Here is a 25,583-nt window from a genome sequence, read left to right as displayed (position 1 = left end):
GGCTCTGCTAAAATGCGCCGCCTTATCCGTCTGTAGGCTGCACTGTGCCATTTACCTGGGTTGACTGGGCGATCGTTGCAATCATCGCCATCTCCGCTTTGATCAGTCTGAGCCGCGGCTTCGTCAAGGAAGCGCTATCGCTGGTGACCTGGATCATCGCAGGAGCGGTTGCCTGGATGTTCGGTGGCTCACTGTCCGAGTACCTCGCCGGATACATCCAGACACCATCGGCCCGTGTGATCACGGGCTGTGCCATCATGTTCGTCGCCACGCTGATCGTAGGCGCAATGATCAATTACCTCATCGGCGAGCTGGTTCGCGTCACCGGACTGTCCGGCACCGACCGGTTCCTGGGCATGGCCTTCGGCGCGGCGCGTGGCGTGCTGCTGGTGGTCGTGGCCGTCGGGCTGCTGAGCCTGGGGCCGGTGCAGCAGGACGGCTGGTGGAAAGAATCACAGCTCGTGCCAAAGTTTCTATTGGTCGCCGACTGGTCCAAGAACCTGATTCTCGGGTGGAGCAGTCAGTGGCTTGCCAGCGGTATCAGCGTACCCGCTGAAATACCGTTCAAGGAGCAGCTCTTGCCGTCGGCCAAAACGCCGCAGTGAGTGTTGTTCAGTTCAGATCCATTAAGTAGGGGTTGCGTCGCATGTGTGGCATCGTCGGTATCGTCGGTAAGTCGAACGTCAATCAGGCGCTGTATGACGCGCTAACCGTGCTCCAGCACCGCGGCCAGGACGCTGCCGGTATCGTGACCAGCCATGACGGCCGGTTGTTCCTGCGCAAGGACAATGGCCTGGTGCGTGACGTGTTCCAGCAGCGTCACATGCAGCGTCTGGTGGGCCACATGGGGATCGGCCACGTCCGTTACCCGACCGCCGGCAGCTCGACCTCGGCCGAAGCCCAACCGTTCTATGTGAACTCGCCGTACGGCATCACCCTGGCGCACAACGGCAACCTGACCAACGTCGAACAGTTGGCCAAGGAGATCTACGAGTCCGACCTGCGCCACGTCAACACCAGTTCCGACTCGGAAGTGCTGCTCAACGTGTTCGCCCACGAGCTGGCCCAGCGCGGCAAGCTGCAGCCGACCGAAGAGGACGTGTTCGCCGCCGTGACCGACGTGCACAACCGCTGCGTCGGCGGTTATGCGGTGGTGGCGATGATCACCGGCTACGGCATCGTCGGTTTCCGCGATCCGCACGGCATCCGTCCGATCGTGTTCGGCCAGCGTCACACCGACGAAGGCGTCGAGTACATGATCGCCTCCGAAAGCGTCTCCCTGGATGTGCTCGGCTTCACCCTGATCCGCGACCTGGCGCCGGGCGAAGCTGTATACATCACCGAAGACGGCAAGCTGCACACCCGTCAGTGCGCGACCAACCCGTCCCTGACCCCGTGCATCTTCGAACACGTCTACCTGGCGCGTCCGGACTCGATCATCGACGGCGTGTCGGTGTACAAGGCCCGTCTGCGCATGGGCGAGAAACTGGCGGAGAAGATCCAGCGCGAGCGTCCGGACCACGACATCGACGTGGTCATCCCGATCCCGGACACCAGCCGCACCGCAGCCCTGGAGCTGGCCAACCACCTGGGCGTGAAGTTCCGCGAAGGCTTCGTCAAGAACCGCTACATCGGCCGTACCTTCATCATGCCCGGCCAGGCCGCGCGCAAGAAATCGGTGCGCCAGAAGCTCAACGCCATCGAACTGGAATTCCGCGGCAAGAACGTGATGCTGGTGGACGACTCCATCGTGCGCGGCACCACCTGCAAGCAGATCATCCAGATGGCCCGCGAAGCCGGCGCGAAGAACGTCTACTTCTGCTCCGCGGCCCCGGCCGTGCGCTTCCCGAACGTGTACGGCATCGACATGCCGAGCGCCCACGAGCTGATCGCTCACAACCGTTCGACCCAGGACGTGGCCGACCTGATCGGCGCCGACTGGCTGGTCTACCAGGACCTGCCTGACTTGATCGAAGCCGTCGGCGGCGGCAAGATCAAGATCGAGCAGTTCGACTGTGCGGTGTTCGACGGCAAGTACGTCACCGGCGACGTCGACGAGGCGTACCTGAACAAGATCGAGCAGGCGCGCAACGATGCCTCCAAGGCCAAGACCCAGGCGGTCAGCGCGATCATCGATCTGTACAACAACTGAGTTTCCACCGGCCCTGAGGGGCCGGTTTTGCATCTGTCGCAAGACGTTCATTTATCAGGATCAGGGCAAGGAGTGACAGCATGAGTCAGGAATGGGATGCCGGTCGGCTGGACAGCGACCTCGAAGGCGTAGCGTTCGATACCCTGGCCGTACGTGCCGGTCAGCACCGTACGCCGGAAGGCGAGCACGGCGATCCGATGTTCTTCACCTCCAGCTACGTGTTCCGCACCGCGGCCGATGCGGCGGCGCGCTTTGCCGGGGAAGTGCCGGGCAACGTCTATTCGCGCTACACCAACCCGACCGTGCGTGCCTTCGAAGAGCGCATCGCCGCGCTGGAAGGTGCCGAGCAGGCGGTCGCCACCGCCACCGGCATGGCCGCGATCATGGCAGTGGTGATGAGCCTGTGCAGTGCGGGCGACCATGTGTTGGTCTCGCGCAGCGTGTTCGGTTCGACCATCAGCCTGTTCGAGAAGTATTTCAAGCGCTTCGGCGTAGAAGTCGATTACGTGCCGCTGGCGGATCTGTCGGCTTGGGATGCGGCGATCAAGGCCAACACCAAGTTGCTGTTCGTCGAGTCGCCGTCCAACCCGCTGGCGGAGCTGGTGGACATCGCCGCGCTGTCGGAGATCGCCCATGCCAAGGGCGCGATGCTGGTGGTCGACAACTGCTTCTGCACCCCGGCGTTGCAGCAGCCGCTGAAGCTGGGTGCGGACATCGTCGTGCATTCGGCGACCAAGTTCATCGACGGCCAAGGCCGCTGCATGGGCGGCGTGGTCGCCGGCCGCGGCGAGCAGATGAAGGAAGTGGTCGGTTTCCTGCGCACCGCAGGGCCTACCCTGAGCCCATTCAATGCCTGGGTCTTCCTCAAAGGCCTGGAAACCCTGAACCTGCGGATGAAGGCGCACTGCGCCAACGCCCAGCAACTGGCCGAATGGCTGGAGAAGCAGGACGGCATCGAGAAAGTGCACTACGCCGGCCTCGAAAGCCATCCGCAGCATGAGCTGGCGCGCCGTCAGCAGAAGGGCTTCGGTGCGGTGGTGAGCTTCGAGGTCAAGGGGGGCAAGGAAGGGGCATGGCGCTTCATCGATGCGACCCGGCTGGTGTCGATCACGGCCAACCTGGGCGACAGCAAGACCACCATCACCCACCCGAGCACCACGTCCCACGGTCGCCTGGCGCCGCAGGAGCGTGAGGCGGCGGGCATCCGCGACAGCCTGATCCGCGTCGCGGTCGGCCTGGAAGACGTGGCGGACCTGCAGGCCGACCTGTCCCGCGGACTGGCGGCATTGTGATCGAGCTGCCGGCTCAGGCCGCAGGCGCCCATGGGCGTGTCGCACTGGTCACGGGCGCGGCGCGCGGCATCGGCCTGGGCATCGCGGCCTGGCTCATCAGCGAAGGCTGGCGGGTGGTGCTGACCGACCTGGATCGCGTGCGCGGCGCCAAAGTGGCCAAGGTGCTGGGCGAAAACGCCTGGTTCATTGCCATGGACGTGGCGGACGAGGGCCAGGTGGCGACGGGCGTGGCCGAGGTGCTGGGGCAGTTCGGCCGGTTGGACGCGCTGGTGTGCAATGCGGCGGTGGCCGATCCGCACAACATCACGTTGGAAAGCCTCGATCTGGCCTGGTGGAACCGGGTACTGGCGGTGAACCTCAGCGGCCCGATGCTGTTGGCCAAGCACTGTGCGCCGTACCTGCGCGCGCACAGCGGCGCCATCGTCAATCTGGCGTCGACCCGTGCGCGGCAATCGGAGCCGGACACCGAGGCCTATGCGGCGAGCAAGGGCGGCCTGCTGGCCTTGACCCATGCGCTGGCCATCAGCCTTGGGCCGGAGATCCGCGTCAATGCCGTCAGCCCCGGCTGGATCGATGCGCGGGATCCTTCCGTGCGTCGCGCCGAGCCGCTGACCGATACCGATCACGCCCAGCATCCGGCAGGCAGGGTAGGGACGGTCGAAGATGTGGCGGCGATGGTGTCCTGGCTGCTGTCGAAGAACGCCGGGTTCGTCACGGGCCAGGAGTTTGTGGTCGATGGCGGCATGACCAAGAAGATGATCTATTCCGAATAGGTGGTGGGTTCGAGCGGCTGTTTGCGGTGCCCCGATTGAAACGATTTCGTCTTTTTCAGAAAAACTTCAAGCAGGGTATTGACTTAGCTTCGGCATCTGCGTAAATTTCGCGGCCTCGGAGATGCAAACGGGTGATTAGCTCAGCTGGGAGAGCGTCTGCCTTACAAGCAGAATGTCGGCGGTTCGATCCCGTCATCACCCACCACTCCCGAGAGTCTTGCGAAAGCAAGATGGAAGGCTGAAATGCCTCCACCGACGCGCAGCGGTAGTTCAGTCGGTTAGAATACCGGCCTGTCACGCCGGGGGTCGCGGGTTCGAGTCCCGTCCGCTGCGCCATTTTTCACGACTCAGGCAATGCCTGGTTCGCGATTGGAAAGCACCGAAGCTTTCAATCAAAACGAGTTATCCGGACGCAAGTCCACAGCGATACGCAGCGGTAGTTCAGTCGGTTAGAATACCGGCCTGTCACGCCGGGGGTCGCGGGTTCGAGTCCCGTCCGCTGCGCCATATCTGTTTCGAGGACTACTGAACGCCTTGAAACGCCGAAACAAGCCACTGGCTGATTCGGATCGATAACAAGGACCCTGGTCGATAGACCGGGGTTTTTTGTGCCTGAAATTTGTCCTTTCCTCCTTTCCCTCCCTGACGCCACCCGTATTCCACGCCAATCCCGGTGGGAGCGAACCTGCTCGCGATAACTTCCTCCAGTCGAGGCAAACGCGGAATGGCCCGACGCCTTCGCAAGCAGTTTTTTTGATTCTTTAGTCAATTTTTTGTGTCCAGTTGTTTGCTGCGGGCGTAGAAACCTTTAAAGTTAACCTTTCGGTCAGCTTTGCATGCTCGTCACAGCCCTTCGCTTCGCCTGAAAGGGCTTCTGCAAGACTCGAGATTCCCCGTAGATAACCAGAAGGGCGGATTCATAACCGCCCAAAGGATGATCCATGTCCAACCGTGAAATATCCCGGCGTTCGTTCCTTCAGGGCGGGCTCGTAGCCGGCGTGAGCGTCACGCTCGCGCCGATCGGCAGCCCGGCGCTGGCGGCCTTGATGGAAAACAGCGTGACCGTGCCGTCCGAGCAGTGGCTCGGCCACAACGGCAAGGCGCGCCAACGCAACGATGCCTTGTCCAAGGTCTGCGGCAGCAAGGTCTTTGCCCGCGACATCCGCGCCAAGGACATGCCGGGCTGGCCTCACCAGCAAGGCCACGCCATGCTGCTGAAGACCATCAAGGCCGACCGCATCTATGACGGTTACGACCTGTCGTGGCTCGGTGCCGAGCTGCAGCCTGACCGCATCGTCACCGCCGCCGACCTGGACAAGGACGGCATCGTGTTCCCCGAAGAACACGCCCCGGATCCGCTGCTGCCGCCGGGCAAGGTGCCGATGTTCATCGGTCATCCCGTGGCGATCCTGATCTGGAACGACTTCGAGCGCTTCCGTCAGGCCAAGGCCAGGCTCAAGTTCAATGACAAGGCGATCCGCTACGGCGCCCAGGTGCCGTTCTACGAAGGCGATCCTTACGGCAGTTTCCGCTATGTGCGCGTCGGCGGCCCGACCTCGGCGGACGAAGACGAGTTCGCCAGCCTCAAGGATTCGATCCTGTTCCCGATGCTGCGCAACCGCCGTCCGGTCTGGAACGCCCAGCCGAACCTGCACGGCAATCTCACCGAGCGCGGCCTGTTCTACGCCGATCGCATGAAGCAGCAGATCGACACGCCGCCGGACAACTGGCTGGTGTTCGACGAACGCTACAAGACGCCGTCGATCGAGCCGGCCGCCATGGAGCCGGACAACGGCAACGGCTGGTACGACCCGGCGACCAAGACCCTGCACTTCGTGGTCGCCACCCAATGCCCGCTGGAGACCGCCACCGAGACCGCGAAAATGATCGCGCCGTCGCGCTTCGGCCTGGCCCATCTCAACATGCACCCGGGCTACACGGTGGGTTACGGCTCCAAGGACCATAACATTTTCGTCTACTACGCAGCCCTGGCTGCGCTGTATGGCGCCGGTGTGCCGGTGCGCCTGGCCAACGACCGCTACGAGCAGTTCCAGAGCGGCATCAAGCGCCACCCGTTCGACATCCGCTACCAACTGGCGGTGGACAAGAACGACCACAGCTTCAAGATCTTCCGCGCCGAAATGAGCGTCGACGGCGGCGGCCGCATCAACTACAGCCCTTCGGTGGCGGCGGTGGGCGCCACGGCGGCGCAGTCGATCTACTACATGCCGCAGAACGACCTGCAGGTCACCGCTTACCATTCCCGCGCCGTCGAAGCCGGCTCCATGCGCGGGTACGGCACCCTGCAGAGCATGGCCTCCACCGAAATGATGGTCGATGAAATCGCCGGCCGTCTCGGTGTCGATGCCATCGACCTGCGTCGCAAGAATGCGCTGCGCTCGGGGATGAAGAACACCCAGGGCGCGATTCCGGCCGGGGCGCTGCGCCTGCATGAGATTCTCGACAAGGCCTCGCTGCACGAAGTTTGGCGAAACCGCGATGCGATCAAGAAGCAGCGTGAGGCGGCGGATCCGGACAACTGGTACGGCGTCGGCTTCGCCATCTGCCAGAAAGACTTCGGCACCGGTTCCGAAGCGCCGATGGCGAGCATCGAGTTCACAGCCGACGGGCGCATTTCCCTGCGCCACATCGGCATCGAGATCGGCACCGGCATGTCCACTTCGCAAGCGCTGGTGGTGGCCGATTTCCTCGGCAGCCCGGCCCACGACGTGAAGACCGGCGAAACCGAATGGAAGGAAATGCAACTGGTCACCGCCGGCAACCCTTACATCATGAGCCAGGCCGAGCAGGACAACTTCCTGCGCAACCCGCGCTGGGTCGGCAAGCTCGCGTCGGCCTCGTCGGCGACCAACTCCGCGTACTACTTCAGCCATGCCACCCGTGAAGCGGCGCGCGTGCTGTTCAACCATGGCCTGTGGCCGGCGGCGCTGGAGATCTGGCGGCAGGGCCCGTACGGCGGCCAGGCCAACCCTTATGTGGTGCGCCGTGAAGACGCGCACTGGATCGACGGCAAGCTCACCGCCAACGGCATGCAGCCGTTGAGTTTCGAAGAGCTGGCCCGGCGCGCCCACGAGCGCGGCCTGGTCACCGGTGCGACGGTGCATGGCTTCAACCGCTGGAGCTGGGCCGAGGCCGAGTTCAGCATCGATGGCGTGCGCGAGCGTCTGCCGCTCGACGGCCTGGCGGTGAAGTATGGCGACGGCGCGCCGAAGGCGAAACAGGCGCAGATGACCAGCGCCGGATTCCACCTGCTGGATCGGCAGAACGTCGCTTACCCGGTCGTTCAATTGAACAACGCGGCCGTGACCTACTACAGCCCGGTGGCGACGCTGGTGGAGCTTAAGGTCAACAAAGGTTCGGCTGAAGTCGAAGTGCTCAACCACCATTCGTGGCTCGAATGCGGACGTGTGCTGGTTGAGGAACTGGTCAAGGGGCAGCTCGAAGGCGGCATCGCCATGGGCATCGGTCACGCCTTGATGGAAGAGATGCCGTTGTACGAAGGCGGGCCGGGGGAGGGCGACTGGAACTTCAACCGCTACCGCTTGCCGATGGCGCGTCACGTGGCCGTATGGAAGCAGACGGCGGAGATCCTGCCGCCGCTGTCGCCGAGCGACCCGTCCAAGGGCATCGCCGAGGTGGTGATGATCCCGGTGGTCGGCGCCATCGGCAACGCCGTGGCCCATGCCATCGGTAAACGTGTCCGCGACTTGCCTATCACCGCTGCCCGCATCAAGGAGGCCCTCAATGGCTAACCGTCCGCTTCAACTGACCCTCAACGGTCAATCCGTAGGTCCGGTGGACATCCCTGATGACCTGCCGATGATCGACTACCTGCACGAACACGAAAACCTGACCGGCTCGCGCCTGGGCTGCGGCCAGGGCATCTGCCATGCCTGCGTGGTGATCGTCGACAACCCGGACGGCACCAGCGAAGAGGTGCGCACCTGCATCACGGGTGCGCATTATTTCGAAGGCAAGAAAGTCCGAACCATCGAAGGCCACGCCAAGCGTGACGAGGAAGGGCGCGTCACCGAGCTGAACCCGATCCAGCAGCGTTTCGTCGATGAGTTCGCGTTCCAGTGCAGCTACTGCGCGCCGGGCTTCGTCAACGCCGCGACGGTGCTGGTGGAAAAGCTTCAGCGCCAGCCGGTGGCCAAAAGCAAGCTGGAACAGGTCATCGAGGACAGCCTCGGTCATCACGTCTGCCGCTGCACCGGGTACGTGCGTTACTACAACGCCACCCGCAACGTGCTGACCGATCTCGGCCTGGTCAAGGAGGGTTGAGCATGAAGCGTACATTGACCCGCCTGGCCCTGGCGGTCGGGCTGGCTGCGCCGGCGTTCCTGGCCCATGCGGACGACCAGGCCAAGCGCGGCGAGTACCTCGCCCGCGCCGCCGACTGCATGGCCTGCCATACCGCGCCGGGCGGAGCGCCGTTTGCCGGCGGGCTGCCGATCGTCTCGCCGTTCGGCACGATCTACGGCACCAACATCACACCGAGCAAGGAGCACGGCATCGGTCTCTACACCGATGACGAGTTCTTCGCCGCGCTCACCGAAGGCAAGCGCCGTGACGGCGCCAACCTGTACCCGGCGATGCCGTACACCTCGTATCACCTGATACCGCGTGCGGACTCGGACGCGATTCATGCGTACCTGAAGACCATCGAGCCGATCGAGCGCCCGGCACCGGTGACGGCCCTGAGCTTTCCGTTCAACGTGCGCCTGGGCCTGACCGGCTGGAACATGCTTTACGGCAAGGACGTGAAGCTGGAGTCCGCGGAGGGCAAAAGCGAGGCCTGGAAGCGCGGCCAGTACATGGTCGACGTCCTTGGCCACTGCGGCGAGTGCCACACGCCGCGGGGCCTGCCGGGCGCGATGCAGCAAGACAAACGCATGACCGGCGGCATCCTCAACGGCTACCTGGCGCCGAGCCTGCTGGCCACCGACCTGGCCGCGCGGGGCTGGAATCATCAGGATCTGAGCGCGTTCCTCAAGCACGGCATGAGCGCCCAGGGCACGATGTTCAACGAGATGTTCCCGGTGTTCCACAACAGCACCCAGGGCCTGAGCGATCCGGACCTGGCGGCGATGGCGACGTTCCTGCTTGGCGATCAGCCGCCGAAGGCAAAAGAGTTGGCCGAAGTGCCGTTGGACAAGCTCAGCCCGAGCGCCCAACGCGGCCGTCAGGCATACCTGAACGTCTGCGCCGGGTGCCATGCTGCCGGCGGCGAAGGCAAACCGCACATCGCGGTGGCCATGCGCGGCAATACCACGCTGCGCCTGGAAGATCCGCGCAACCTGCTGCGGGTGATCGATGACGGTATCGGCGAACAGAAGTTCGCCGGCTTCGAACACATGCAGCCGATGCCGGGCTTCGCCGACAAGCTCAGTGCCGGGCAACTGACCGACCTGCTGAACTACCTGCGCGAAGGCTGGGGCGGTCAGGCCGGGGATCTGGCCGTGGGCGACGTGCAGAAGCTGCGGGCCGATGCGCCGTCCGTCGAGCACAAGGCGCACTGACATGCAGCATCTGGACCTGCAAGTCGTGCGTCGGGCGCTGGAATGGTCCGTCGCCGGCCAGCGCCTGTGGTTGTGCACGGTGCTGGCCACCTATGGCTCGGCACCCCGTGCGCCGGGCTCGTTGCTGGCGGTGAGCGACAGCGGGCAATGGATCGGTTCGTTGTCCGGCGGATGCGTCGAGGAAGACTTTCTCGAACGGGTCGCCGAAGGTGCGTTTCTCGAGGCGGTGAATGTGGTGCGCTACGGGGAGGGCGAGGATCCGCGTTCGCGGGTCAGCCTGCCCTGCGGCGGCATTCTCGATGTGCTGGTAGAGAAATTTGACGCCGGCTGCCACGTGCAGGCGCATTTGCGCGAACTGGAGTCGGCGCTGCTGGGGCATTCCCGTCTGATCCGCGAGGTCGACCTGGCGAGCGGTGCCCGTGCGTTGTTGGCCGATGCCGAGCAAGGCGCGCGGATCGAACGTGAAATCGACCGGGTCAGGATCCGCATCGGCGCCGCGCAGCGCTTGCTGCTGGCGGGCTACTCCAGTGTGGCGCAGGCGTGTGCCGAGTTTGCGTTGGGCCTCGGCTTCGAAGTGATCCTGTGCGATCCGCGTGACGAGGTGCTGGAAGGGGTGGTGCTCGAGGGGGTGGAGATCCGCCGGCAATTGCCGTCGGTGTTCATCGCCGAAGGAGGCTGCCATCGCGACACCGCGGTGGTGGCCCTGACGCACGATCCGCGCATCGATGATCTGGCGATGATGGAGGCGGTGCGCACCGAGGCGTTCTACATCGGCGTGATGGGGTCGGTGCAGACCTCGCAGAAGCGTTTCGAGCGCCTGCGTCGGATCGGCGGGTTGGGCGAGGCGGAGCTTGCGCGGATCCATGCGCCCGTCGGGCTCAACCTCGGCAGCAAGACGCCTGCCGAAATTGCCTTGGCGGTGCTTGCCGATATCCTGCGGATCCGCAGCGGCATCGCTCGCAACCATCTCTGACGCCTGTGGCGAGGGAGCAAGCTCCCTCGCCACAGGTGTTTCTGAAGTCTGGAGCTGCGGTCAGACGCCCAGCTTGTCGCGCAATCCGTAATACCAGGCGCCCAGCGCCGCGAACGGCGTGCGCAGCATCTGGCCGCCTGGGAACGGATAGTGCGGCAGGTCGGCGAACGCATCGAAGCGCTCGGCCTGGCCGCGCAATGCCTCGGCCAGCACCTTGCCCGCCAGGTGCGTGTAGGTCACACCGTGGCCGCTGCACCCTTGGGAGTAATAGATGTTGTCGCCCAGGCGCCCCACCTGCGGCAAGCGCGACAGCGTCAGCAGGAAATTGCCGGTCCAGGCGTAATCGATCTTCACATCCTTGAGCTGCGGGAAAGCCTTGAGCATTTTCGGACGGATGATCGCCTCGATGTTCGCAGGATCCCGGGCGCCGTACACCACGCCGCCGCCGAAGATCAGGCGCTTGTCGCCCGTCAGGCGGTAGTAGTCCAGCAGGTAGTTGCAGTCCTCGACGCAGTAGTCCTGCGGCAGCAGCGATCTCGCCAGTTCCTCGCCGAGCGGTTCGGTGGTGATCACCTGGGTGCCGCACGGCATCGATTTGGCCGCCAGCTCCGGCACCAGGTTGCCCAGGTAAGCGTTGCCGGCGACGATGATGAACTTGGCCCTGACCTTGCCCTGCGGTGTATGCACCACCGGATTGGCGCCGCGCTCGATGCGCACGGCAGGCGACTGCTCGTAAATGGTGCCGCCCAGGGACTCCACGGCGGCCGCTTCGCCCAGCGCCAGGTTCAGCGGATGAATGTGGCCGCCGCTCATGTCGAGCATGCCGCCGACGTATTGATCGCAAGCCACCACTTCGCGGATGCGGCGTTGGTCGAGCAGTTCCAGTTGGGTATGGCCGAAACGTTCCCACAGGCGCTTCTGCGACTCCAGGTGGCCCATCTGCTTGGCCGAGAGCGCGGCGAACACGCCGCCGTCCTTCAGGTCGCACTGAATGTTGTACCGGGCGACGCGCTCGCGGATGATCCGGCCGCCTTCGAAGGCCATCTGGCCGAGCAGTTGCGCCTGTTTCGGGCCGACGGTGCGTTCGATCACATCGATGTCGCGGCTGTAGCTGTTGACGATCTGCCCGCCGTTTCGGCCCGAAGCGCCGAAGCCGACCTTGGCGGCTTCCAGCACCGTCACGCGAAAGCCGTTCTCCAGCAGGAACAGGGCAGAGGACAGCCCCGTATAGCCAGCGCCGATCACACAGACATCCGTCTCCGCGTCATCCTGCAGGGCCGGGCGGGCCGGTGCGGCGTTGGCCGACGCAGCGTAATAAGACTCTGGGTAAGGGGTGTTCGCCATCCTGCTGCCTCTGTTTAATATATTTTACGAGTGCGACGATCCTACCCGGTTTGAAAAACCTCCGCCAGCCACCGAAAAATCTTCTTTATCGGGGCGAAATTAAAAATTTTGCATATTCATAGGGTTAGGTGAAAAAAAGGTGTTGACACCCCTCCGGAATTCCGTAGAATGCCGCCTCACAGCAGGCACGTAGCTCAGTTGGTTAGAGCACCACCTTGACATGGTGGGGGTCGTTGGTTCGAGTCCAATCGTGCCTACCAAACAAAAATCCGCTCTGCTGGGCGGTCTGGAAGGGGTCACCGGAAACGGTGGCCCCTTTTTGCTTTCTGTCATTTGCAAAGCTTTGCAAACCTCACTTCAGTCGCCAGATCGCTGATCTCGACGAATCCGACTTTCCGAGTTCTCCTCGATAATCCTTTTCCCTTGTATGCAATTCGCAAGGATGTGCACCGACTTTGTGCCTTTTCTTCAAGCGCCCATGAAAACATGTGGATATTTAAGGGGTTACGATTCTTTTTAACTGACCGGTTATCAAAAATACGTTGTTACAGCTCGTATAATTCAGTAACATTCGCCCCGCGTTCACCACCACGGTTTATGCATTTTTAAATCCCAAGCTTCCATCAGCTGCTTGGGATTTTTTTTTGCCTGCGATTTGCCTCCTTCCTTTAAAAGCCGCCCGGGCGCCTTTGCATGTGCGTCGGCATCGGGCGAGTTCGCGCTTTTTCAACTACTACTGTCTGGCCGAATGACAAGGCTGCCTGACGGGAGTGCATCGATGCTGGCTCACTGGATTCTTGCTGCGGTTCATTTGTTGGCTGTCTCTTTGGGGTTCTGGGCTGTGCTGACCCGTGGGACGGCGTTCAGTCGTCTTGCCGCTGGAGAGGGGGCTGTGGGGCGTGTGCTGCTTGCCGACAACCTGTGGGGGATCTCAGCGTTGATTCTGTTGGTCAGCGGAGGGATGCGCGCCTTTGGGGGTTATGAGAAGGGCACCGACTACTATCTCCATCAGCCGCTGTTCCACCTGAAGATGACGTTGTTCGTGCTGATCCTGCTGTTGGAGCTTGCGCCGATGGTGACGTTGATCAAATGGCGCATCGCTCTGGCGCGCGGCGGGGTGCCCGATTCGAGCCGCGCCAGGCTGTTTGCGCGCATCAGTCATGCCGAGGCGCTGTTGCTGGTGCTGATGGTGGTGGCGGCTACCGGAATGGCGCGAGGGGTGGTCTTCGCTTAGGAGAGTGGAATTCCCCGCTGTTTAAGGGAAATGTCTGACAGCCAACCTTGAGCGGTGTGGTTACTATTGGGCGGGGCAAAGGAAGGGGGGCATGGCAGGCGCCGTGACCAATGAAGCAGAGGCAATACGGCGCTGAATCTTTAGCCAGCCATCACATGAAGGCAGCGGACTGGCTAGCGACTGCGGCAGGGCTCAAGGGGTTTGCGGCTTGTCCGGAGCGGTCAGGCCGGCCTGGATGCGCTGATAGATCTCTTCGCGGTGCACTGCAACGTTCTTTGGAGCGTTGATGCCGATTCGGACCTGCTGGCCGCTGACACCGAGGATGGTGATCGTAATGTCATCGCCAATGTTAATGCTTTCACCGACTTTGCGGGTGAGTATCAGCATGGTGTTCTCCTTGATAGCTTTGTAGGGCACCTGATTCGGACAGTGCAGAGTCGGTGGTACGTATAGATTAGTGCGAAGTCTCGCGGTTTGGGTGCATCTTTCTGACGTGCAGACGAGGCATTAATTCCCAGCGCGTCACTATACAGGGGCCGCAATCATCAATCTCGTTGTTTTGTGGTGATTTTGCGGCGTTCGTGAAGTATTCGCGAATGTTAAGATGCCGCCTTTGTGATTTTCGGGGGAAGTGTTGTGCGCAAACTGGTCTGGGTCGTCGCGGCATTGGCATTGGCGGGTTGTGGAGAGGGCAAGAATGTCGCGGGGCAAAAGCCGCAGCCGGCTGCGGTGACGTCGTCCGCTGTCGCTCCTGCTGCCCAGTGGGATCTGGAAGTGCGCGGTGAAACCACGCAGGCGGTCAGCGACCTGAGCGGCTGGTTGATCGAGCATGCCTTCGTGCCTAACGTCATCAAGGATGCCGCCGGCAATACCCGCATCCTGTTAGGGCCGTTCAACTCCAAGGCCGAAGCCGAGGCGCGCCAGGCAGATCTGAGCGCTGCGCTGGTGCGGGCGAAAAAGCAGAACATCGAATCGCTGATCATCGAGCGCAATGCGGTGCAGTGACAGGCTCGTTTGGCGGAGCCGGGTAAAGGAAGTCTTGTCTGACTCGTTTTCTTGAGAGTCACCGACGATTTCCAGAAGGAGCGATCCATGGCCTCCGCCAACCCCTACAAGCTGTTCGATGTCGTATTGCGCCGCAAGGTCCAGCTGACTCCGCATCTGATGAGGATCACGCTGGCCGGTTCCGCCGTCACGGAAATGGCGACATGGGCGCCCGATCAGCGGGTGAAGCTGTTCTTTCCGGCGGCTGACGGTTCGCCCTCGAAGCTGTCGCAGGGGGAAGGCTGGTACAGTCGCTTCCGGGCGATGCTGGCCGACCGGCGTCCGGCGATGCGCACCTACACCATTCGCCAGCTGCGTGCGGATCTTGGCGAGGTGGATGTCGATTTTGTCCTGCATGGCGAAACCGGCCCGGCTTCCCGTTGGGCGTTGAGGGCGCAGCCGGGAGCGTCCATGCAGATGCTGGCGCCCGACCGGCGTTTTTCGGCCCAGGAGGCCGGGGGCTTCGAATGGAAGCCGCCGCAGGCGCTCAGGCACGTTCTGCTGGTCGCCGATCCGACAGCATTGCCGGCGGCCATGGGGATCCTTGAAGCCTTGGCGCCGCTCGCGGAGCCGCCCCAGGTTCAGGCCTACTTCGAGGTCGATACTGCGCAGGACATGCTCCCGGTTCCCGACTGGCCTGGGCTTTCGGTGCAGTGGCTTGTCCGGGAGCAGGCGGGTGGCGCCGTGGCGGGAGCGCTGATGGTGGAGGCGGTGAAGGCGGCGGCATTGCCTGTCGACTCGTCGCCGGCGGGGCGGGCGGTCGAATTGGCCGATGTCGATATCGACAAAGAGATTCTTTGGGAAATCGCTGAAGCGTCCGCCGAAGGTTTCTATGGCTGGGTCGCCGGTGAATCTGCTGCCGTCATGAGCCTGCGTCGGCATCTGATCAAGGAGCGCGGCATTCCTCGCGAATCGCTCAACCTGATGGGCTATTGGCGCTACAACAAGGCCGGCAGTTGAGCACAAAAAAGGCCTCGGGCATCAAGCGCGAGGCCTTTTGTATTGCGTAACCGGTCAGCCGCACGCTTTCAGGTTCACCGGCCCGACGAAGTCGTTGCCGCGTCCCATCACGCACGCCACGCTCTGGTTGCGTTGCCGTTCCCAGTCCTGCACCGGGTAGGTCTTGTCCCACGCCTCATACAACTGGCGGTCCTGTTTTGACAGCCGCAGGCCGTACTGTTTGCTCATGTAGAAGTACGTCCGGGCGATCATGCCGCGAATCGAGGGGCGGGGCATGACTTTCTTGGCCTTGAAGTCGACCTGGGTCAGGCATGCGCCGTATTGGCCTTTCTGTTCCGGCAGCCATCCGTAGCTGAAGTTGCTGCGGTCACCGTTGACCTCGCCGATGCTCGGTACCAGGTTGTGCAGATCGGCCTCGGCCTTTTGGTAGGACGGATCGTAGCGGGTGCAGTTCTTGCGTCCGCCTTCCTGCCAGCACTGGCGCTGGTGGCCGAATTCCCAGGCCGGAACAATGTGCTCCCACTCGATGCGCGATGCGCGTTTGGCGTTTTTGCGGGGCACGTAACCGCATGCGGCAAGATCGACCTTGTTGCCGGTGTACTTGCAGCCGCAGTAGAACTCGGTCGATTGCGGAGCGTAGAGCTTCCAGGCGACCTTCTTGGCTTCGGTGAAGGTGCGTGGGGCGCCGGCTTGGGCTCCCAGGGAAATGAACAGCAACAGCAGGGCAAAGCAACGGACACTCATTGGATCAGTCTTCCTTCGGTACAACCCAGAAAATCTGTACGCCACCGTCGTCGCGGTAGGCGAGGGTGACGTTGTCGTTTTCGTCGATCTCTTCCAGCAAGCGCTCCCATGCGTCCACCGGTTCGTCCGGCAAGCGAAAGATCAGTGCGGCTCTGGCTTTTTGTGCGGTGGGGGCGTTGATGATTTTTTGAATGCGCATGCCCATGCGTTCGTAAGCGTCAGGAGCATCAGGGGAGGTGGCCACGAGGTTATCCTTATTAAGCTGTACGTGCATACAGTATTTAACTGTAGGCGATTTCGCAACTGCTTAAAAAACAAGAGGATCCTCTGACAACGGTTTTCCGTTTTTGGCAGGGATTACGCGATATTTTTTTGCCGGGGAACCACCCGCCACGAATGACGGGTGGTGGAGGCCCGATCCGGAACCGGTCGGGCGAGGGGGCATCAGTATTCCCAGAACATCCGCTGCAGCTCTTTGCTGTCGTTGGTCTTGGTCAGTGCGACCATCGCCAGGATGCGGGCCTTCTGCGGATTCAGGTCATGGGCGACGACCCAGTCATATTTGTCGTCGGGCTGTTCGGCGTTGCGCAGGACGAAACCGCCGGCATTGACGTGGGACGAGCGGATGATCTGCACGCCGTCCTTGCGCAGGGCCTGCAGGGTCGGAACCACGCGGGAGGAGACGGAGCCGTTGCCGGTGCCGGCATGGATGATCGCCTTGGCGCCGGCTTGGGCCAGGGCCTTGTAGGCGGTATCGCTGACGTTGCCGTAGGAATAGGCGATCTCTACGTCAGGAAGGCTCTTGATGTTCTTGATGTCGAATTCCGAGTCCATGGTGTGGCGCTTGGCCGGCAGGCGGAACCAGTAGGACTTGCCTTCGACCACCATGCCCAGCGGGCCCCAAGGGCTCTTGAAGGCTTCGGTCTTGATGTTGATCATTTTGCTGACGTCGCGACCGGACTGGATTTCGTCGTTCAGCGTCACCAGCACGCCTTTGCCGCGGGCTTCCTTGCTGCTCGCGACGGCGACGGCGTTGTAGAGGTTAAGCATGCCGTCCGCCGACATGGCGGTGCCCGGACGCATCGAGCCGACGACAATGATCGGCTTCTCGGTCTTCTCGACCAGGTTCAGGAAGTAGGCGGTTTCTTCGAGGGTGTCGGTGCCGTGGGTGATGACGATCCCGTCGACATCCTTGCTGTCGGCCAGTTCGGAGACGCGCCGGCCCAATTGCAGCAGGTTTTCGTTGCTGATGCTTTCCGATGCGATCTGCATGACCTGTTCGCCGCGCACGTTCGCCAGTTTGCTCAGTTCCGGAATGCCGGCGATCAACTGCTCGACGCCGACCTTGGCGGCCTGGTAGGTGGCGCTGTTGGCCGCGCTGGCGCCGGCGCCGGCGATGGTGCCGCCGGTGGCGAGCACCACGACGTTGGCCAGCTTGGCCTGGGTTTCGACTTCTTTGGCCTGGAGGGCGGTCGGCAGGAGCATGAGAAGCGCCAAGGCGCCTGGAACCAGGGTATTGAAAGCAGACTTCATTATTTTTCTCTCTAGTAGTGAGACGGTGCGGATGCAGGTTCATCTAGATGCGCCCCAGACCCATCTGAAAGCCGGGGGTGCAAGAGGGGAGCAGGATCTGTACCAGCCACACTCTGCTTGAGAGAAACGTTTAAGCTGATGATTTACATCAATAATTTTTTGATGCGTGAAAAATGGCCGGGATGTTGGATCCGGTTTTCCGAACGGTTCCCGATTTCGCGTTCGGCTCTCCGAAAGGTACTACGCAACAGATCGAATCAGAGGAATGGCCACCCTGGCGATCTGGATTAAAGAAACAGGCCGGTTGGCCGATGCTGCTTTCAAAGGAATCCATTTCTCTCAGGAGCTCACATGTCGATGACCATCGGTTTCTCAAATCCCAGCGCAGTCACCATCGGCGGGAAAACTCCGGCCATGATCGCCAGCCTGAACGAGGCGACGGCCGAAAACTCGGAGCAGGCGCTGGGGCAGGTTGAAGACGACGGCAAGGTCAGAACCGGCGGCGCAGCGCCGAGCGAGGACAAAGAAGACGCCGGCGACACCCACAGCCTTGTCGTCAAGATGTTGCTCAAGCGGATGCAGGAACTGCAGAAGCAAATGCAGGAGCAGCAACAGCAACTGGCCGCCGCGCAAGCCGCCAGCTATCCCACGCCTGAAGCTAAATCCACTGCCGTGATGGCTATCCAGGGGCAGATATCGGGCACCGCCGCTGCGATTGCGCAGGTCGCTGGCGATCTGGTCAAGGAGCTGGCCAAAGAGGCCGGAAGCGGCAATCTGGTCAACACTTCGGTGTGACGTCGCGGGCGGTTGCGGTTATTCGCCCTACAAAAAAAGCAGATTCCCAGTCGTTGACAAATCTCGGCAGGGTTCGCATAGTTCGGTCTACGCAAACGTTTGCGCGGCATTCCCGGTAGCGTATTCGCCTTCTGGAACGCCGCGAAGCTTACGTCAGCGCAAGCGTTGCTCACAATAATCATAAGATCGGAGTGAACCCATGAAGCTGCCATTTGCCGGACGCCTTCTCGCTGTCGCCATGCTGGCTGCCGCATCCGCCGCACTGCCTGTCTCTTCGGCTTTCGCCGAGTCTCCCGAAAAACCCAAGGTCGCGCTGGTCATGAAATCCCTGGCCAACGAATTCTTCCTGACCATGGAAGACGGCGCCAAGGCGTACCAGAAAGAACACGCCGCCGATTTCGACCTGGTCTCCAACGGCATCAAGGACGAAACCGACACCGCCAACCAGATCCGCATCGTCGAGCAGATGATCGTCTCCAAGGTCGACGCCCTGGTCATCGCCCCGGCGGACTCCAAGGCCATGGTGCCGGTGATCAAGAAGGCCGTGGATGCCGGCATCACCGTCATCAACATCGACAACCAGCTGGATCCGGCTGTCGTCAAAAGCAAAAACATCAACGTGCCGTTCGTGGGGCCCGACAACCGCAAGGGCGCTCGCCTGGTCGGCGAGTACCTGGCCAAGCAACTGAAGGCCGGCGACGAAGTCGGCATCATCGAGGGCGTCTCCACCACGACCAACGCCCAGGCCCGCACCGCAGGCTTCAAGGATGCGATGGACGCGGCGCAGATCAAGGTGGTGTCGCTGCAGTCGGGTGACTGGGAAATCAACAAAGGCAACCAGGTCGCCTCTTCGATGCTCAGCGAATACCCGGAAATCAAGGCGCTGCTGGCCGGCAACGACAGCATGGCCGTCGGTGCGGTGTCGGCCGTGCGGGCCGCAGGCAAGGCAGGGCAGGTAAAAGTGGTCGGCTACGACAACATCAATGCCATCAAGCCGATGCTCAAGGACGGTCGCGTCCTGGCGACCGCTGACCAGTTCGCCGCCAAGCAGGCCGTGTTCGGCATCGAGACCGCGCTCAAGATCCTCAAGGGCGAGAAAGTCGACAGCGGCGCCAACGGCGTGATCGAAACGCCGGTCGAGCTGGTCACCCAATAGTTTTCCGGCGACACAACGGCGCCTGCCGACTCCGGCAGGCGCATGGAGATTCCTTATGTCTGTTTCCGCCCCGAACGCTGTCCTCACGGTCAGCGGCATCGGCAAGACCTACGCGCAACCGGTGCTTGCCGGCATCGACCTGACGCTGATGAGAGGCGAAGTCCTGGCGCTGACCGGCGAAAACGGTGCCGGGAAAAGCACGCTGTCGAAGATCATCGGCGGCCTGGTGACGCCGACCGCCGGCCAGATGCAGTTCCAGGGCAAGGCCTACAGCCCCGGCAGCCGCACTCAGGCTGAAGAACTGGGTGTGCGCATGGTCATGCAGGAACTCAATCTGTTGCCGACTTTGTCGGTGGCGGAAAACCTGTTTCTCGACAACCTGCCCAACCACGGCGGCTGGATCAGCCGCAAGCAACTGCGCAAGGCCGCCATCGAGGCCATGGCCCAGGTCGGGCTGGAGGCCATCGACCCGGACACGCCGGTCGGTGAGCTGGGCATCGGTCACCAGCAGATGGTCGAGATCGCCCGCAACCTGATCGGCGATTGCCATGTGTTGATCCTCGATGAGCCGACGGCCATGCTGACGGCCCGCGAGGTGGAGATGCTGTTCGAGCAGATCACCCGCCTGCAGGCCCGTGGCGTTTCGATCATCTACATTTCCCACCGGCTCGAAGAGCTGGCCCGTGTTGCCCAGCGCATCGCGGTGTTGCGGGACGGCAATCTGGTCTGTGTCGAGCCGATGGCCAATTACAACAGCGAGCAACTGGTCACCCTGATGGTCGGCCGGGAGTTGGGCGAACACATCGACATGGGGCCGCGCCAGATCGGCGCGCCGCTGCTGACGGTCAACGGCCTGAGCCGTTCCGACAAGGTGCAGGACGTTTCCTTCGAAGTGCGGGCCGGCGAGATCTTCGGGATCTCCGGGCTGATCGGCGCAGGGCGCACCGAGTTGCTGCGCCTGATCTTCGGCGCCGATGCCGCAGACAGCGGTACGATCGCGCTCGGCACGCCGGCGCAAGTGGTGAGCGTCCGCTCGCCGGTCGACGCGGTGCGCAACGGCATTGCCTTGATCACCGAAGACCGCAAGGGCGAGGGGTTGCTGCTCACTCAGTCGATCAGCGCCAACATCGCATTGGGCAACATGCCGAAGATCTCCCGGGGCGGCGTCCTGAATGACGGCGAGGAAATCTCGCTGGCGCAACGACAGATCGGCGCCATGCGCATCCGCAGCTCGAGCCCGGCGCAACGGGTGTCCGAGCTGTCGGGCGGCAACCAGCAAAAGGTGGTGATCGGCCGCTGGCTGGAACGCGACTGTGACGTGCTGCTGTTCGACGAGCCGACCCGCGGCATCGACGTCGGCGCCAAGTTCGACATCTACGCCTTGCTCGGCGAACTGACGCGCCAGGGCAAGGCGCTGGTGGTGGTCTCCAGCGACCTGCGCGAACTGATGCTGATCTGCGACCGCATCGGTGTGCTGTCGGCCGGCCGTCTGATCGACACCTTCGAGCGTGACAGCTGGACCCAGGATGACTTGCTTGCCGCCGCGTTCGCCGGCTACCAAAAACGTGATGCGTTGCTCAATGAAGCGGCGCCTAGGGATCTCCCATGAAAACTGCATCTCCCGCCGGCATCCGTAGTGGCAATCTTTATGGCCTGGGCACCTATCTGGGGTTGGCCGGGGCTTTGCTGGCGATGGTCGCGCTGTTCTCGGTCATGAGCAGCCACTTTCTGTCGTACAACACCTTCACCACGCTGGCCAACCAGATCCCTGACCTGATGGTACTGGCCGTGGGCATGACCTTCGTGCTGATCATCGGCGGCATCGATCTGTCGGTCGGTTCGGTGCTGGCGCTGTCGGCCTCCACCGTCAGCGTCGCGATCCTCGGCTGGGGCTGGAGCGTATTGCCGGCCGCCGTATTGGGCATGGCGGTGGCCGCATTGGCGGGCACGGTGACCGGGTCGATCACCGTGGCCTGGCGGATTCCGTCGTTCATCGTCTCGCTTGGTGTACTGGAGATGGCCCGCGGCCTGGCGTATCAGATGACCGGTTCGCGGACCGCCTACATCGGCGATGCGTTCGCCTGGCTGTCGAACCCGATCGCCTTCGGCATTTCGCCGTCGTTCATCATTGCCTTGCTGGTGATCTTCATCGCCCAGGCGGTGCTGACGCGCACCGTGTTCGGCCGTTACCTGATCGGCATCGGCACCAATGAGGAAGCCGTGCGCCTGGCGGGCATCAATCCTAAACCCTACAAGATCTTGGTGTTCAGCCTCATGGGGCTGTTGGCGGGCATTGCCGCGCTGTTCCAGATTTCCCGCCTGGAGGCGGCGGATCCGAACGCCGGTTCCGGGCTGGAGCTGCAAGTGATCGCCGCCGTGGTGATCGGCGGCACCAGCCTGATGGGCGGCCGCGGTTCGGTGATCAGCACCTTCTTTGGTGTGCTGATCATATCCGTGCTGGCGGCCGGTCTGGCCCAGATCGGTGCGACCGAACCGACCAAGCGCATCATCACCGGGGCCGTGATCGTCATCGCCGTGGTGCTGGACACCTACCGCAGCCAACGCGCTGCACGGCGGGGCTGAAGCATGGCAACGATCAAGGATGTGGCGGCGCTCGCGGGGATTTCCTACACGACCGTGTCCCATGTCGTGAACAAGACCCGCCCGGTCAGCGAGGAAGTGCGCCTGAAGGTCGAGGCGGCGATCAAGAGCCTCGATTATGTGCCCAGCGCGGTGGCGCGTTCGCTGAAGGCCAAGACCACGGCGACCATCGGCCTGCTGGTGCCCAACAGCCTCAACCCGTACTTTGCCGAGCTGGCGCGGGGGATCGAGGACTACTGCGAGCGCAACGGTTACTGCGTGATCCTCTGCAACTCCGATGACGATCCGGAAAAGCAGCGCAATTACCTGCGGGTTCTGCTGGAAAAACGCATCGACGGTCTGATCGTCGCCTCCGCCGGCGGGGATGACGGCCTCGTCCAGGGCCTGACCGGGGTGAAGACCCCCATGGTCATCGTCGACCGTGGCCTGGACGGCGTGGACGCGGACCTGGTGCGCATCGACCATGAGTACGGCGCCTACCTGGCCACCCGTCACCTGCTGGAGCTGGGGCATCGCGACATCGCCACCATCGGCGGGCCGGTCGGCACCAGCGTCGCGCAGATGCGTCTGGCCGGTTTCCGTCGGGCAATGGATGAAGCGGGGGTGGTCGTGTCGCCCGGTCGTATACTGGAAAGCGACTTCACCAGCACCGGCGGCTACAACGCGGCGGCCCTGCTGCTCGAAGACAGTCCCCCCACGGCGATCTTCGCCGGCAACGACATGATCGGCATCGGTGTGCTGCGGGCCGCAGCGGAACGCAACGTGCGCGTGCCCACCGAGCTGTCGGTGATCGGTTTCGACGACATCCAGATGAGCCGGTACGTTTACCCTGCGCTGACCACGGTCGGCCAGTCGATCCTGCAGTTGGGGGAAATGGCGGCGGAAGTGCTGTTGCGCAGGATCGCCAGCCCGAACCTGGCCACCGACCAACGGATCGTCACGCCGAGCATCGTCTTGCGTGAGTCGACGGCCCCCCTGTTCGGCGTGTTCACCGAATACCGCTGAAACCGAATTGATGAGTAGCGACGTATGTCAGCAAATGTAGTGGTAATAGGCAGCCTGAACATGGATCTGGTGACCCGTGCGCCTCGGTTGCCCCTTGGCGGCGAGACGCTGATCGGCCATTCGTTCGCCACCGTGCCGGGCGGCAAGGGCGCCAATCAGGCAGTGGCGGCCGCCCGGTTGGGGGCGGCTGTGGCGATGGTCGGCTGCGTCGGCAACGATGCGTATGGCGCGCAATTGCGTGATGCGCTCCTGGCCGAACGGATCGATTGCCGCGCAGTCAGCACGGTCGAGGGCTCCAGCGGCGTAGCGCTGATCGTGGTCGATGACAACAGTCAGAATGCGATCGTTATCGTGGCCGGTGCCAACGGTGCGTTGACGTCGGCTGTGGTGGACCGGTTCGATGACGTGCTGCAGGCGGCGGATGTGGTCATCTGCCAGCTCGAGGTTCCGGACGCCACGGTCGGTCACGCCCTCAAGCGTGCCCGGGCGCTCGGCAAGACCGTCATCCTCAATCCGGCGCCTGCCGGTCGGGCGCTCCCGCCGGACTGGTACGCCGCCATCGACTACCTGATTCCCAACGAAAGCGAGGCGGCGACCCTGAGCGGGCTGCCCGTGGATTCGCTGGAGTCGGCAGAGCGGGCGGCCAGCCATCTGATCGGTCTGGGCGCGGGCAAGGTGCTCATCACCCTGGGCGCCCAAGGGCTGTTGTTCGCCAGCGGCACAGGCTTCGAGCATTTTCCGGCACCCAAGGTCAAAGCCGTCGACACCACGGCGGCGGGCGACACATTCGTCGGCGGTTTCGCCGCGGCGCTGGCGCGCGGCGAGTCCGAAGCGCAGGCCATCCGCTACGGCCAGGTCGCCGCGGCGCTATCGGTCACCCGCGCCGGCGCACAGCCGTCCATTCCCACACGTTCCGAAGTGAAGGCATTCAAATCCTCATGAAAAAGACCCCTTTGCTCAATGTCGCCCTGTCGCGCCTGATCGCCTCCCTCGGTCACGGCGACATGCTCGTGATCGGGGATGCCGGCCTGCCGGTGCCGCCGGGTGTCGAGCTGATCGACCTGGCGCTGACCCACGGCGTTCCGCAGTTCACCGACACCCTCAAGGTCGTGCTCAGCGAGATGCAGGTGGAAAGCCATGTGCTGGCCCAGGAAATTCTCGAGAGACGTCCCGCGCCGTTGGCCGTCCTTGATGAGCTGAACGGCTCAGGGGCGTTGGGTCGGCGCGACCTGCTCAGCCATGAGCAGTTCAAGGCGCTTAGTCGCCAGGCGCGGGCGATTGTCCGTACGGGCGAATGCCAGCCGTACTGCAACATCGTGCTGGTGGCCGGCGTCACCTTCTGACGGGTCGCAAACCCATTCGATTTCACATGCACAAGGAGTGCGCCATGCGCCGCTATGCTAAAAAACTGCCTCAACTGTTCCGGAGCCTGCTGCTTTTGTCCCTACTGACCGCGACCGGCGCCCAGGCGGCGGAAAAGATCGACCTGATCATCGACACCGACCCGGGCGCCGACGATGTGGTCGCCCTGTTGTTCGCCCTGGCGTCGCCGGATGAGCTGAACATCCGCGCCTTGACCACCGTGGCGGGCAACGTGCGCCTGGACAAGACCTCGCGCAACGCCCGGCTGGCCCGCGAGTGGGCAGGGCGCGAAGACGTGCCGGTGTATGCGGGTGCTCCCAAGCCGCTGATGCGCACACCGATCTATGCCGAAAACATCCATGGCAAGGAAGGCCTGTCGGGAGTCGCCGTTCACGAACCGAAGAAAGGCCTGGCCGAAGGCAATGCGGTCAACTACCTGATCGACACGCTCAAAAAGGCCAAGCCCCACAGCATCACCATCGCCATGCTCGGCCCGCAGACCAACCTGGCGCTGGCGCTGATCCAGGAACCGGAGATCGTCCAGGGCATCAAGGAAGTGGTGATCATGGGCGGTGCGCACTTCAACGGCGGCAACATCACCCCGGTGGCGGAGTTCAACCTGTTCGCCGACCCTCAAGCGGCCGAGGTGGTGCTCAAGAGCGGCGTGAAGCTGACCTACCTGCCGCTTGATGTCACCCACAAGGTGCTCACCAGCGACGCACGGCTGAAGCAGATCGCGGCGCTGAACAACAATGCCAGCAAGATCGTCGGCGACATCCTCAACGAATACATCAAAGGCGACATGGAGCACTACGGGATCCCGGGTGGCCCGGTGCATGACGCCACGGTGATCGCCTACCTGCTCAAGCCTCAGCTGTTCACCGGCCGTTCGGTGAATGTGGTGGTGGACAGCCGTGAAGGGCCGACTTTCGGTCAGACCATCGTTGATTGGTACGACGGCCTGAAACAGCCGAAGAACGCATTCTGGGTGGAGAACGGCGATGCCCAGGGCTTCTTCGACCTGCTGACCGAGCGCCTGAAACGTTTGAAATGAATGATGCGCCCGCAAGCT

General features: G+C 62.8%; 24 protein-coding genes and 4 tRNA genes. 23 read left to right on the top strand and 5 right to left on the bottom strand.

Annotated elements, in window-relative coordinates; translation table 11 throughout:
* The first annotated feature begins 44 nt into the window (after window positions 1-44).
* From KVG96_RS14940 to KVG96_RS14890, 11 genes are all read left to right on the top strand, one after another.
* Window positions 45-605: a CvpA family protein gene (locus tag KVG96_RS14940; RefSeq protein WP_065261445.1), complete on the top strand. Its 561-nt coding sequence runs from the start codon at window positions 45-47 to the stop codon at window positions 603-605.
* Window positions 606-646: 41 nt separating this feature from the next.
* Window positions 647-2,152, top strand: coding sequence for an amidophosphoribosyltransferase (gene purF, locus KVG96_RS14935; protein ID WP_085577482.1), 1,506 nt, complete (start codon window positions 647-649; stop codon window positions 2,150-2,152).
* Between the two features lie 80 nt (window positions 2,153-2,232).
* Window positions 2,233-3,444 carry an O-succinylhomoserine sulfhydrylase gene (locus KVG96_RS14930; protein ID WP_217892831.1) on the top strand — a complete coding sequence of 404 codons (1,212 nt, stop codon included), beginning with the start codon at window positions 2,233-2,235 and terminating at the stop codon, window positions 3,442-3,444.
* 5 nt (window positions 3,445-3,449) lie between these two features.
* A complete protein-coding gene (locus tag KVG96_RS14925) occupies window positions 3,450-4,217 on the top strand; it encodes an SDR family oxidoreductase (RefSeq protein ID WP_217894231.1) in 768 nt (255 codons plus the stop codon).
* A 129-nt stretch (window positions 4,218-4,346) separates the two neighbouring features.
* Window positions 4,347-4,422: transfer RNA gene (locus KVG96_RS14920), tRNA-Val, on the top strand.
* 54 nt (window positions 4,423-4,476) lie between these two features.
* Window positions 4,477-4,553 (top strand) — tRNA-Asp (locus KVG96_RS14915).
* Between the two features lie 94 nt (window positions 4,554-4,647).
* Window positions 4,648-4,724 (top strand) — tRNA-Asp (locus KVG96_RS14910).
* Between the two features lie 434 nt (window positions 4,725-5,158).
* Complete coding sequence (locus tag KVG96_RS14905) at window positions 5,159-7,990, top strand: xanthine dehydrogenase family protein molybdopterin-binding subunit (protein ID WP_217892830.1); 2,832 nt, start codon at window positions 5,159-5,161, stop codon at window positions 7,988-7,990.
* On the top strand, window positions 7,983-8,522 hold the full coding sequence (locus KVG96_RS14900) for a (2Fe-2S)-binding protein (RefSeq protein WP_217892829.1): 540 nt from the start codon (window positions 7,983-7,985) through the stop codon (window positions 8,520-8,522). Before KVG96_RS14905 ends, KVG96_RS14900 begins: the two co-directional genes overlap by 8 nt.
* A 2-nt stretch (window positions 8,523-8,524) precedes the next feature.
* Window positions 8,525-9,760 (top strand): c-type cytochrome, encoded by a 1,236-nt coding sequence (locus tag KVG96_RS14895; RefSeq protein ID WP_217892828.1) that lies wholly within the window; start codon window positions 8,525-8,527, stop codon window positions 9,758-9,760.
* Between the two features lies 1 nt (window position 9,761).
* Window positions 9,762-10,733: an XdhC family protein gene (locus tag KVG96_RS14890; RefSeq protein ID WP_217892827.1), complete on the top strand. Its 972-nt coding sequence runs from the start codon at window positions 9,762-9,764 to the stop codon at window positions 10,731-10,733.
* Window positions 10,734-10,793: 60 nt separating this feature from the next.
* On the opposite strand, the gene KVG96_RS14885 is transcribed toward KVG96_RS14890, so the two are convergent.
* Window positions 10,794-12,077 carry an NAD(P)/FAD-dependent oxidoreductase gene (locus KVG96_RS14885; RefSeq protein WP_217892826.1) on the bottom strand — a complete coding sequence of 428 codons (1,284 nt, stop codon included), beginning with the start codon at window positions 12,075-12,077 and terminating at the stop codon, window positions 10,794-10,796.
* Between the two features lie 183 nt (window positions 12,078-12,260).
* Between KVG96_RS14885 and KVG96_RS14880 the strand changes: the two genes are divergently transcribed.
* Window positions 12,261-12,337, top strand: a tRNA-Val gene (locus KVG96_RS14880).
* Between the two features lie 518 nt (window positions 12,338-12,855).
* A complete protein-coding gene (locus KVG96_RS14875) occupies window positions 12,856-13,311 on the top strand; it encodes a DUF2214 family protein (RefSeq protein ID WP_217892825.1) in 456 nt (151 codons plus the stop codon).
* 192 nt (window positions 13,312-13,503) lie between these two features.
* Here the strand turns inward: KVG96_RS14875 and csrA are convergent, their stop codons facing one another.
* Window positions 13,504-13,698, bottom strand: a complete 195-nt coding sequence (csrA, locus tag KVG96_RS14870; protein WP_003179932.1) for a carbon storage regulator CsrA — start codon at window positions 13,696-13,698, stop codon at window positions 13,504-13,506.
* Window positions 13,699-13,947: 249 nt separating this feature from the next.
* Between csrA and KVG96_RS14865 the strand changes: the two genes are divergently transcribed.
* Both KVG96_RS14865 and KVG96_RS14860 read left to right on the top strand, forming a co-directional pair.
* The gene (locus KVG96_RS14865; RefSeq protein ID WP_217892824.1) at window positions 13,948-14,316 is read left to right on the top strand and encodes an SPOR domain-containing protein; all 369 of its coding nucleotides are present in this window, start codon (window positions 13,948-13,950) and stop codon (window positions 14,314-14,316) included.
* Window positions 14,317-14,403: 87 nt separating this feature from the next.
* Entirely contained in the window at window positions 14,404-15,315 is a 912-nt protein-coding gene (locus KVG96_RS14860; RefSeq protein WP_217892823.1) for a siderophore-interacting protein, read from the top strand.
* Window positions 15,316-15,369: 54 nt separating this feature from the next.
* Here KVG96_RS14860 and KVG96_RS14855 read toward each other — a convergent pair whose 3' ends face one another.
* From KVG96_RS14855 to KVG96_RS14845, 3 genes are all read right to left on the bottom strand, one after another.
* Window positions 15,370-16,059, bottom strand: a complete 690-nt coding sequence (locus KVG96_RS14855; protein WP_085631454.1) for an endonuclease — start codon at window positions 16,057-16,059, stop codon at window positions 15,370-15,372.
* Window positions 16,060-16,063: 4 nt separating this feature from the next.
* Complete coding sequence (locus KVG96_RS14850; RefSeq protein ID WP_217892822.1) at window positions 16,064-16,333, bottom strand: DUF1654 domain-containing protein; 270 nt, start codon at window positions 16,331-16,333, stop codon at window positions 16,064-16,066.
* A gap of 170 nt (window positions 16,334-16,503) precedes the next feature.
* Window positions 16,504-17,592 (bottom strand): asparaginase, encoded by a 1,089-nt coding sequence (locus tag KVG96_RS14845; protein ID WP_217892821.1) that lies wholly within the window; start codon window positions 17,590-17,592, stop codon window positions 16,504-16,506.
* A gap of 351 nt (window positions 17,593-17,943) precedes the next feature.
* Between KVG96_RS14845 and KVG96_RS14840 the strand changes: the two genes are divergently transcribed.
* The 8 genes from KVG96_RS14840 (at window position 17,944) to KVG96_RS14805 (ending at window position 25,565) form a co-directional block, all read left to right on the top strand.
* Window positions 17,944-18,387: a hypothetical protein gene (locus KVG96_RS14840; protein WP_217892820.1), complete on the top strand. Its 444-nt coding sequence runs from the start codon at window positions 17,944-17,946 to the stop codon at window positions 18,385-18,387.
* Window positions 18,388-18,586: 199 nt separating this feature from the next.
* Window positions 18,587-19,543 (top strand): sugar ABC transporter substrate-binding protein, encoded by a 957-nt coding sequence (locus KVG96_RS14835; RefSeq protein ID WP_217892819.1) that lies wholly within the window; start codon window positions 18,587-18,589, stop codon window positions 19,541-19,543.
* Window positions 19,544-19,598: 55 nt separating this feature from the next.
* Window positions 19,599-21,152 (top strand): sugar ABC transporter ATP-binding protein, encoded by a 1,554-nt coding sequence (locus KVG96_RS14830; protein ID WP_217892818.1) that lies wholly within the window; start codon window positions 19,599-19,601, stop codon window positions 21,150-21,152.
* Complete coding sequence (locus KVG96_RS14825; protein WP_217892817.1) at window positions 21,149-22,126, top strand: ABC transporter permease; 978 nt, start codon at window positions 21,149-21,151, stop codon at window positions 22,124-22,126. Before KVG96_RS14830 ends, KVG96_RS14825 begins: the two co-directional genes overlap by 4 nt.
* Window positions 22,127-22,129: 3 nt before the next feature.
* Window positions 22,130-23,149 carry a LacI family DNA-binding transcriptional regulator gene (locus tag KVG96_RS14820; protein ID WP_217892816.1) on the top strand — a complete coding sequence of 340 codons (1,020 nt, stop codon included), beginning with the start codon at window positions 22,130-22,132 and terminating at the stop codon, window positions 23,147-23,149.
* Window positions 23,150-23,173: 24 nt separating this feature from the next.
* Window positions 23,174-24,091 carry a ribokinase gene (rbsK, locus tag KVG96_RS14815; protein WP_217892815.1) on the top strand — a complete coding sequence of 306 codons (918 nt, stop codon included), beginning with the start codon at window positions 23,174-23,176 and terminating at the stop codon, window positions 24,089-24,091.
* A complete protein-coding gene (gene rbsD / locus KVG96_RS14810; protein WP_217892814.1) occupies window positions 24,088-24,492 on the top strand; it encodes a D-ribose pyranase in 405 nt (134 codons plus the stop codon). Before rbsK ends, rbsD begins: the two co-directional genes overlap by 4 nt.
* A gap of 44 nt (window positions 24,493-24,536) precedes the next feature.
* Window positions 24,537-25,565, top strand: coding sequence for a nucleoside hydrolase (locus tag KVG96_RS14805; protein ID WP_217892813.1), 1,029 nt, complete (start codon window positions 24,537-24,539; stop codon window positions 25,563-25,565).
* Window positions 25,566-25,583 lie beyond the last annotated feature (18 nt).

It is taken from the genome of Pseudomonas ekonensis (assembly GCF_019145435.1).
GTDB classification, from domain to species: Bacteria; Pseudomonadota; Gammaproteobacteria; order Pseudomonadales; family Pseudomonadaceae; genus Aquipseudomonas; species Aquipseudomonas ekonensis.
The sequence above is the reverse complement of the archived record's forward strand: the minus strand, read 5'-3'. Positions and strand labels throughout refer to the sequence as shown.

Coding starts and splice junctions, on each gene's coding strand:
- purF (WP_085577482.1), top strand. CDS start 647: ATGTGTGGCATCGTCGGTATCGTCGGTAAGTCGAACGTCAATCAGGCG.
- KVG96_RS14930 (WP_217892831.1), top strand. CDS start 2,233: ATGAGTCAGGAATGGGATGCCGGTCGGCTGGACAGCGACCTCGAAGGC.
- KVG96_RS14905 (WP_217892830.1), top strand. CDS start 5,159: ATGTCCAACCGTGAAATATCCCGGCGTTCGTTCCTTCAGGGCGGGCTC.
- KVG96_RS14900 (WP_217892829.1), top strand. CDS start 7,983: ATGGCTAACCGTCCGCTTCAACTGACCCTCAACGGTCAATCCGTAGGT.
- KVG96_RS14895 (WP_217892828.1), top strand. CDS start 8,525: ATGAAGCGTACATTGACCCGCCTGGCCCTGGCGGTCGGGCTGGCTGCG.
- KVG96_RS14890 (WP_217892827.1), top strand. CDS start 9,762: ATGCAGCATCTGGACCTGCAAGTCGTGCGTCGGGCGCTGGAATGGTCC.
- KVG96_RS14885 (WP_217892826.1), bottom strand. CDS start 12,077: ATGGCGAACACCCCTTACCCAGAGTCTTATTACGCTGCGTCGGCCAAC.
- KVG96_RS14875 (WP_217892825.1), top strand. CDS start 12,856: ATGCTGGCTCACTGGATTCTTGCTGCGGTTCATTTGTTGGCTGTCTCT.
- csrA (WP_003179932.1), bottom strand. CDS start 13,698: ATGCTGATACTCACCCGCAAAGTCGGTGAAAGCATTAACATTGGCGAT.
- KVG96_RS14860 (WP_217892823.1), top strand. CDS start 14,404: ATGGCCTCCGCCAACCCCTACAAGCTGTTCGATGTCGTATTGCGCCGC.
- KVG96_RS14855 (WP_085631454.1), bottom strand. CDS start 16,059: ATGAGTGTCCGTTGCTTTGCCCTGCTGTTGCTGTTCATTTCCCTGGGA.
- KVG96_RS14850 (WP_217892822.1), bottom strand. CDS start 16,333: ATGCACGTACAGCTTAATAAGGATAACCTCGTGGCCACCTCCCCTGAT.
- KVG96_RS14845 (WP_217892821.1), bottom strand. CDS start 17,592: ATGAAGTCTGCTTTCAATACCCTGGTTCCAGGCGCCTTGGCGCTTCTC.
- KVG96_RS14840 (WP_217892820.1), top strand. CDS start 17,944: ATGTCGATGACCATCGGTTTCTCAAATCCCAGCGCAGTCACCATCGGC.
- KVG96_RS14835 (WP_217892819.1), top strand. CDS start 18,587: ATGAAGCTGCCATTTGCCGGACGCCTTCTCGCTGTCGCCATGCTGGCT.
- KVG96_RS14830 (WP_217892818.1), top strand. CDS start 19,599: ATGTCTGTTTCCGCCCCGAACGCTGTCCTCACGGTCAGCGGCATCGGC.
- KVG96_RS14825 (WP_217892817.1), top strand. CDS start 21,149: ATGAAAACTGCATCTCCCGCCGGCATCCGTAGTGGCAATCTTTATGGC.
- KVG96_RS14820 (WP_217892816.1), top strand. CDS start 22,130: ATGGCAACGATCAAGGATGTGGCGGCGCTCGCGGGGATTTCCTACACG.
- rbsK (WP_217892815.1), top strand. CDS start 23,174: ATGTCAGCAAATGTAGTGGTAATAGGCAGCCTGAACATGGATCTGGTG.
- rbsD (WP_217892814.1), top strand. CDS start 24,088: ATGAAAAAGACCCCTTTGCTCAATGTCGCCCTGTCGCGCCTGATCGCC.
- KVG96_RS14805 (WP_217892813.1), top strand. CDS start 24,537: ATGCGCCGCTATGCTAAAAAACTGCCTCAACTGTTCCGGAGCCTGCTG.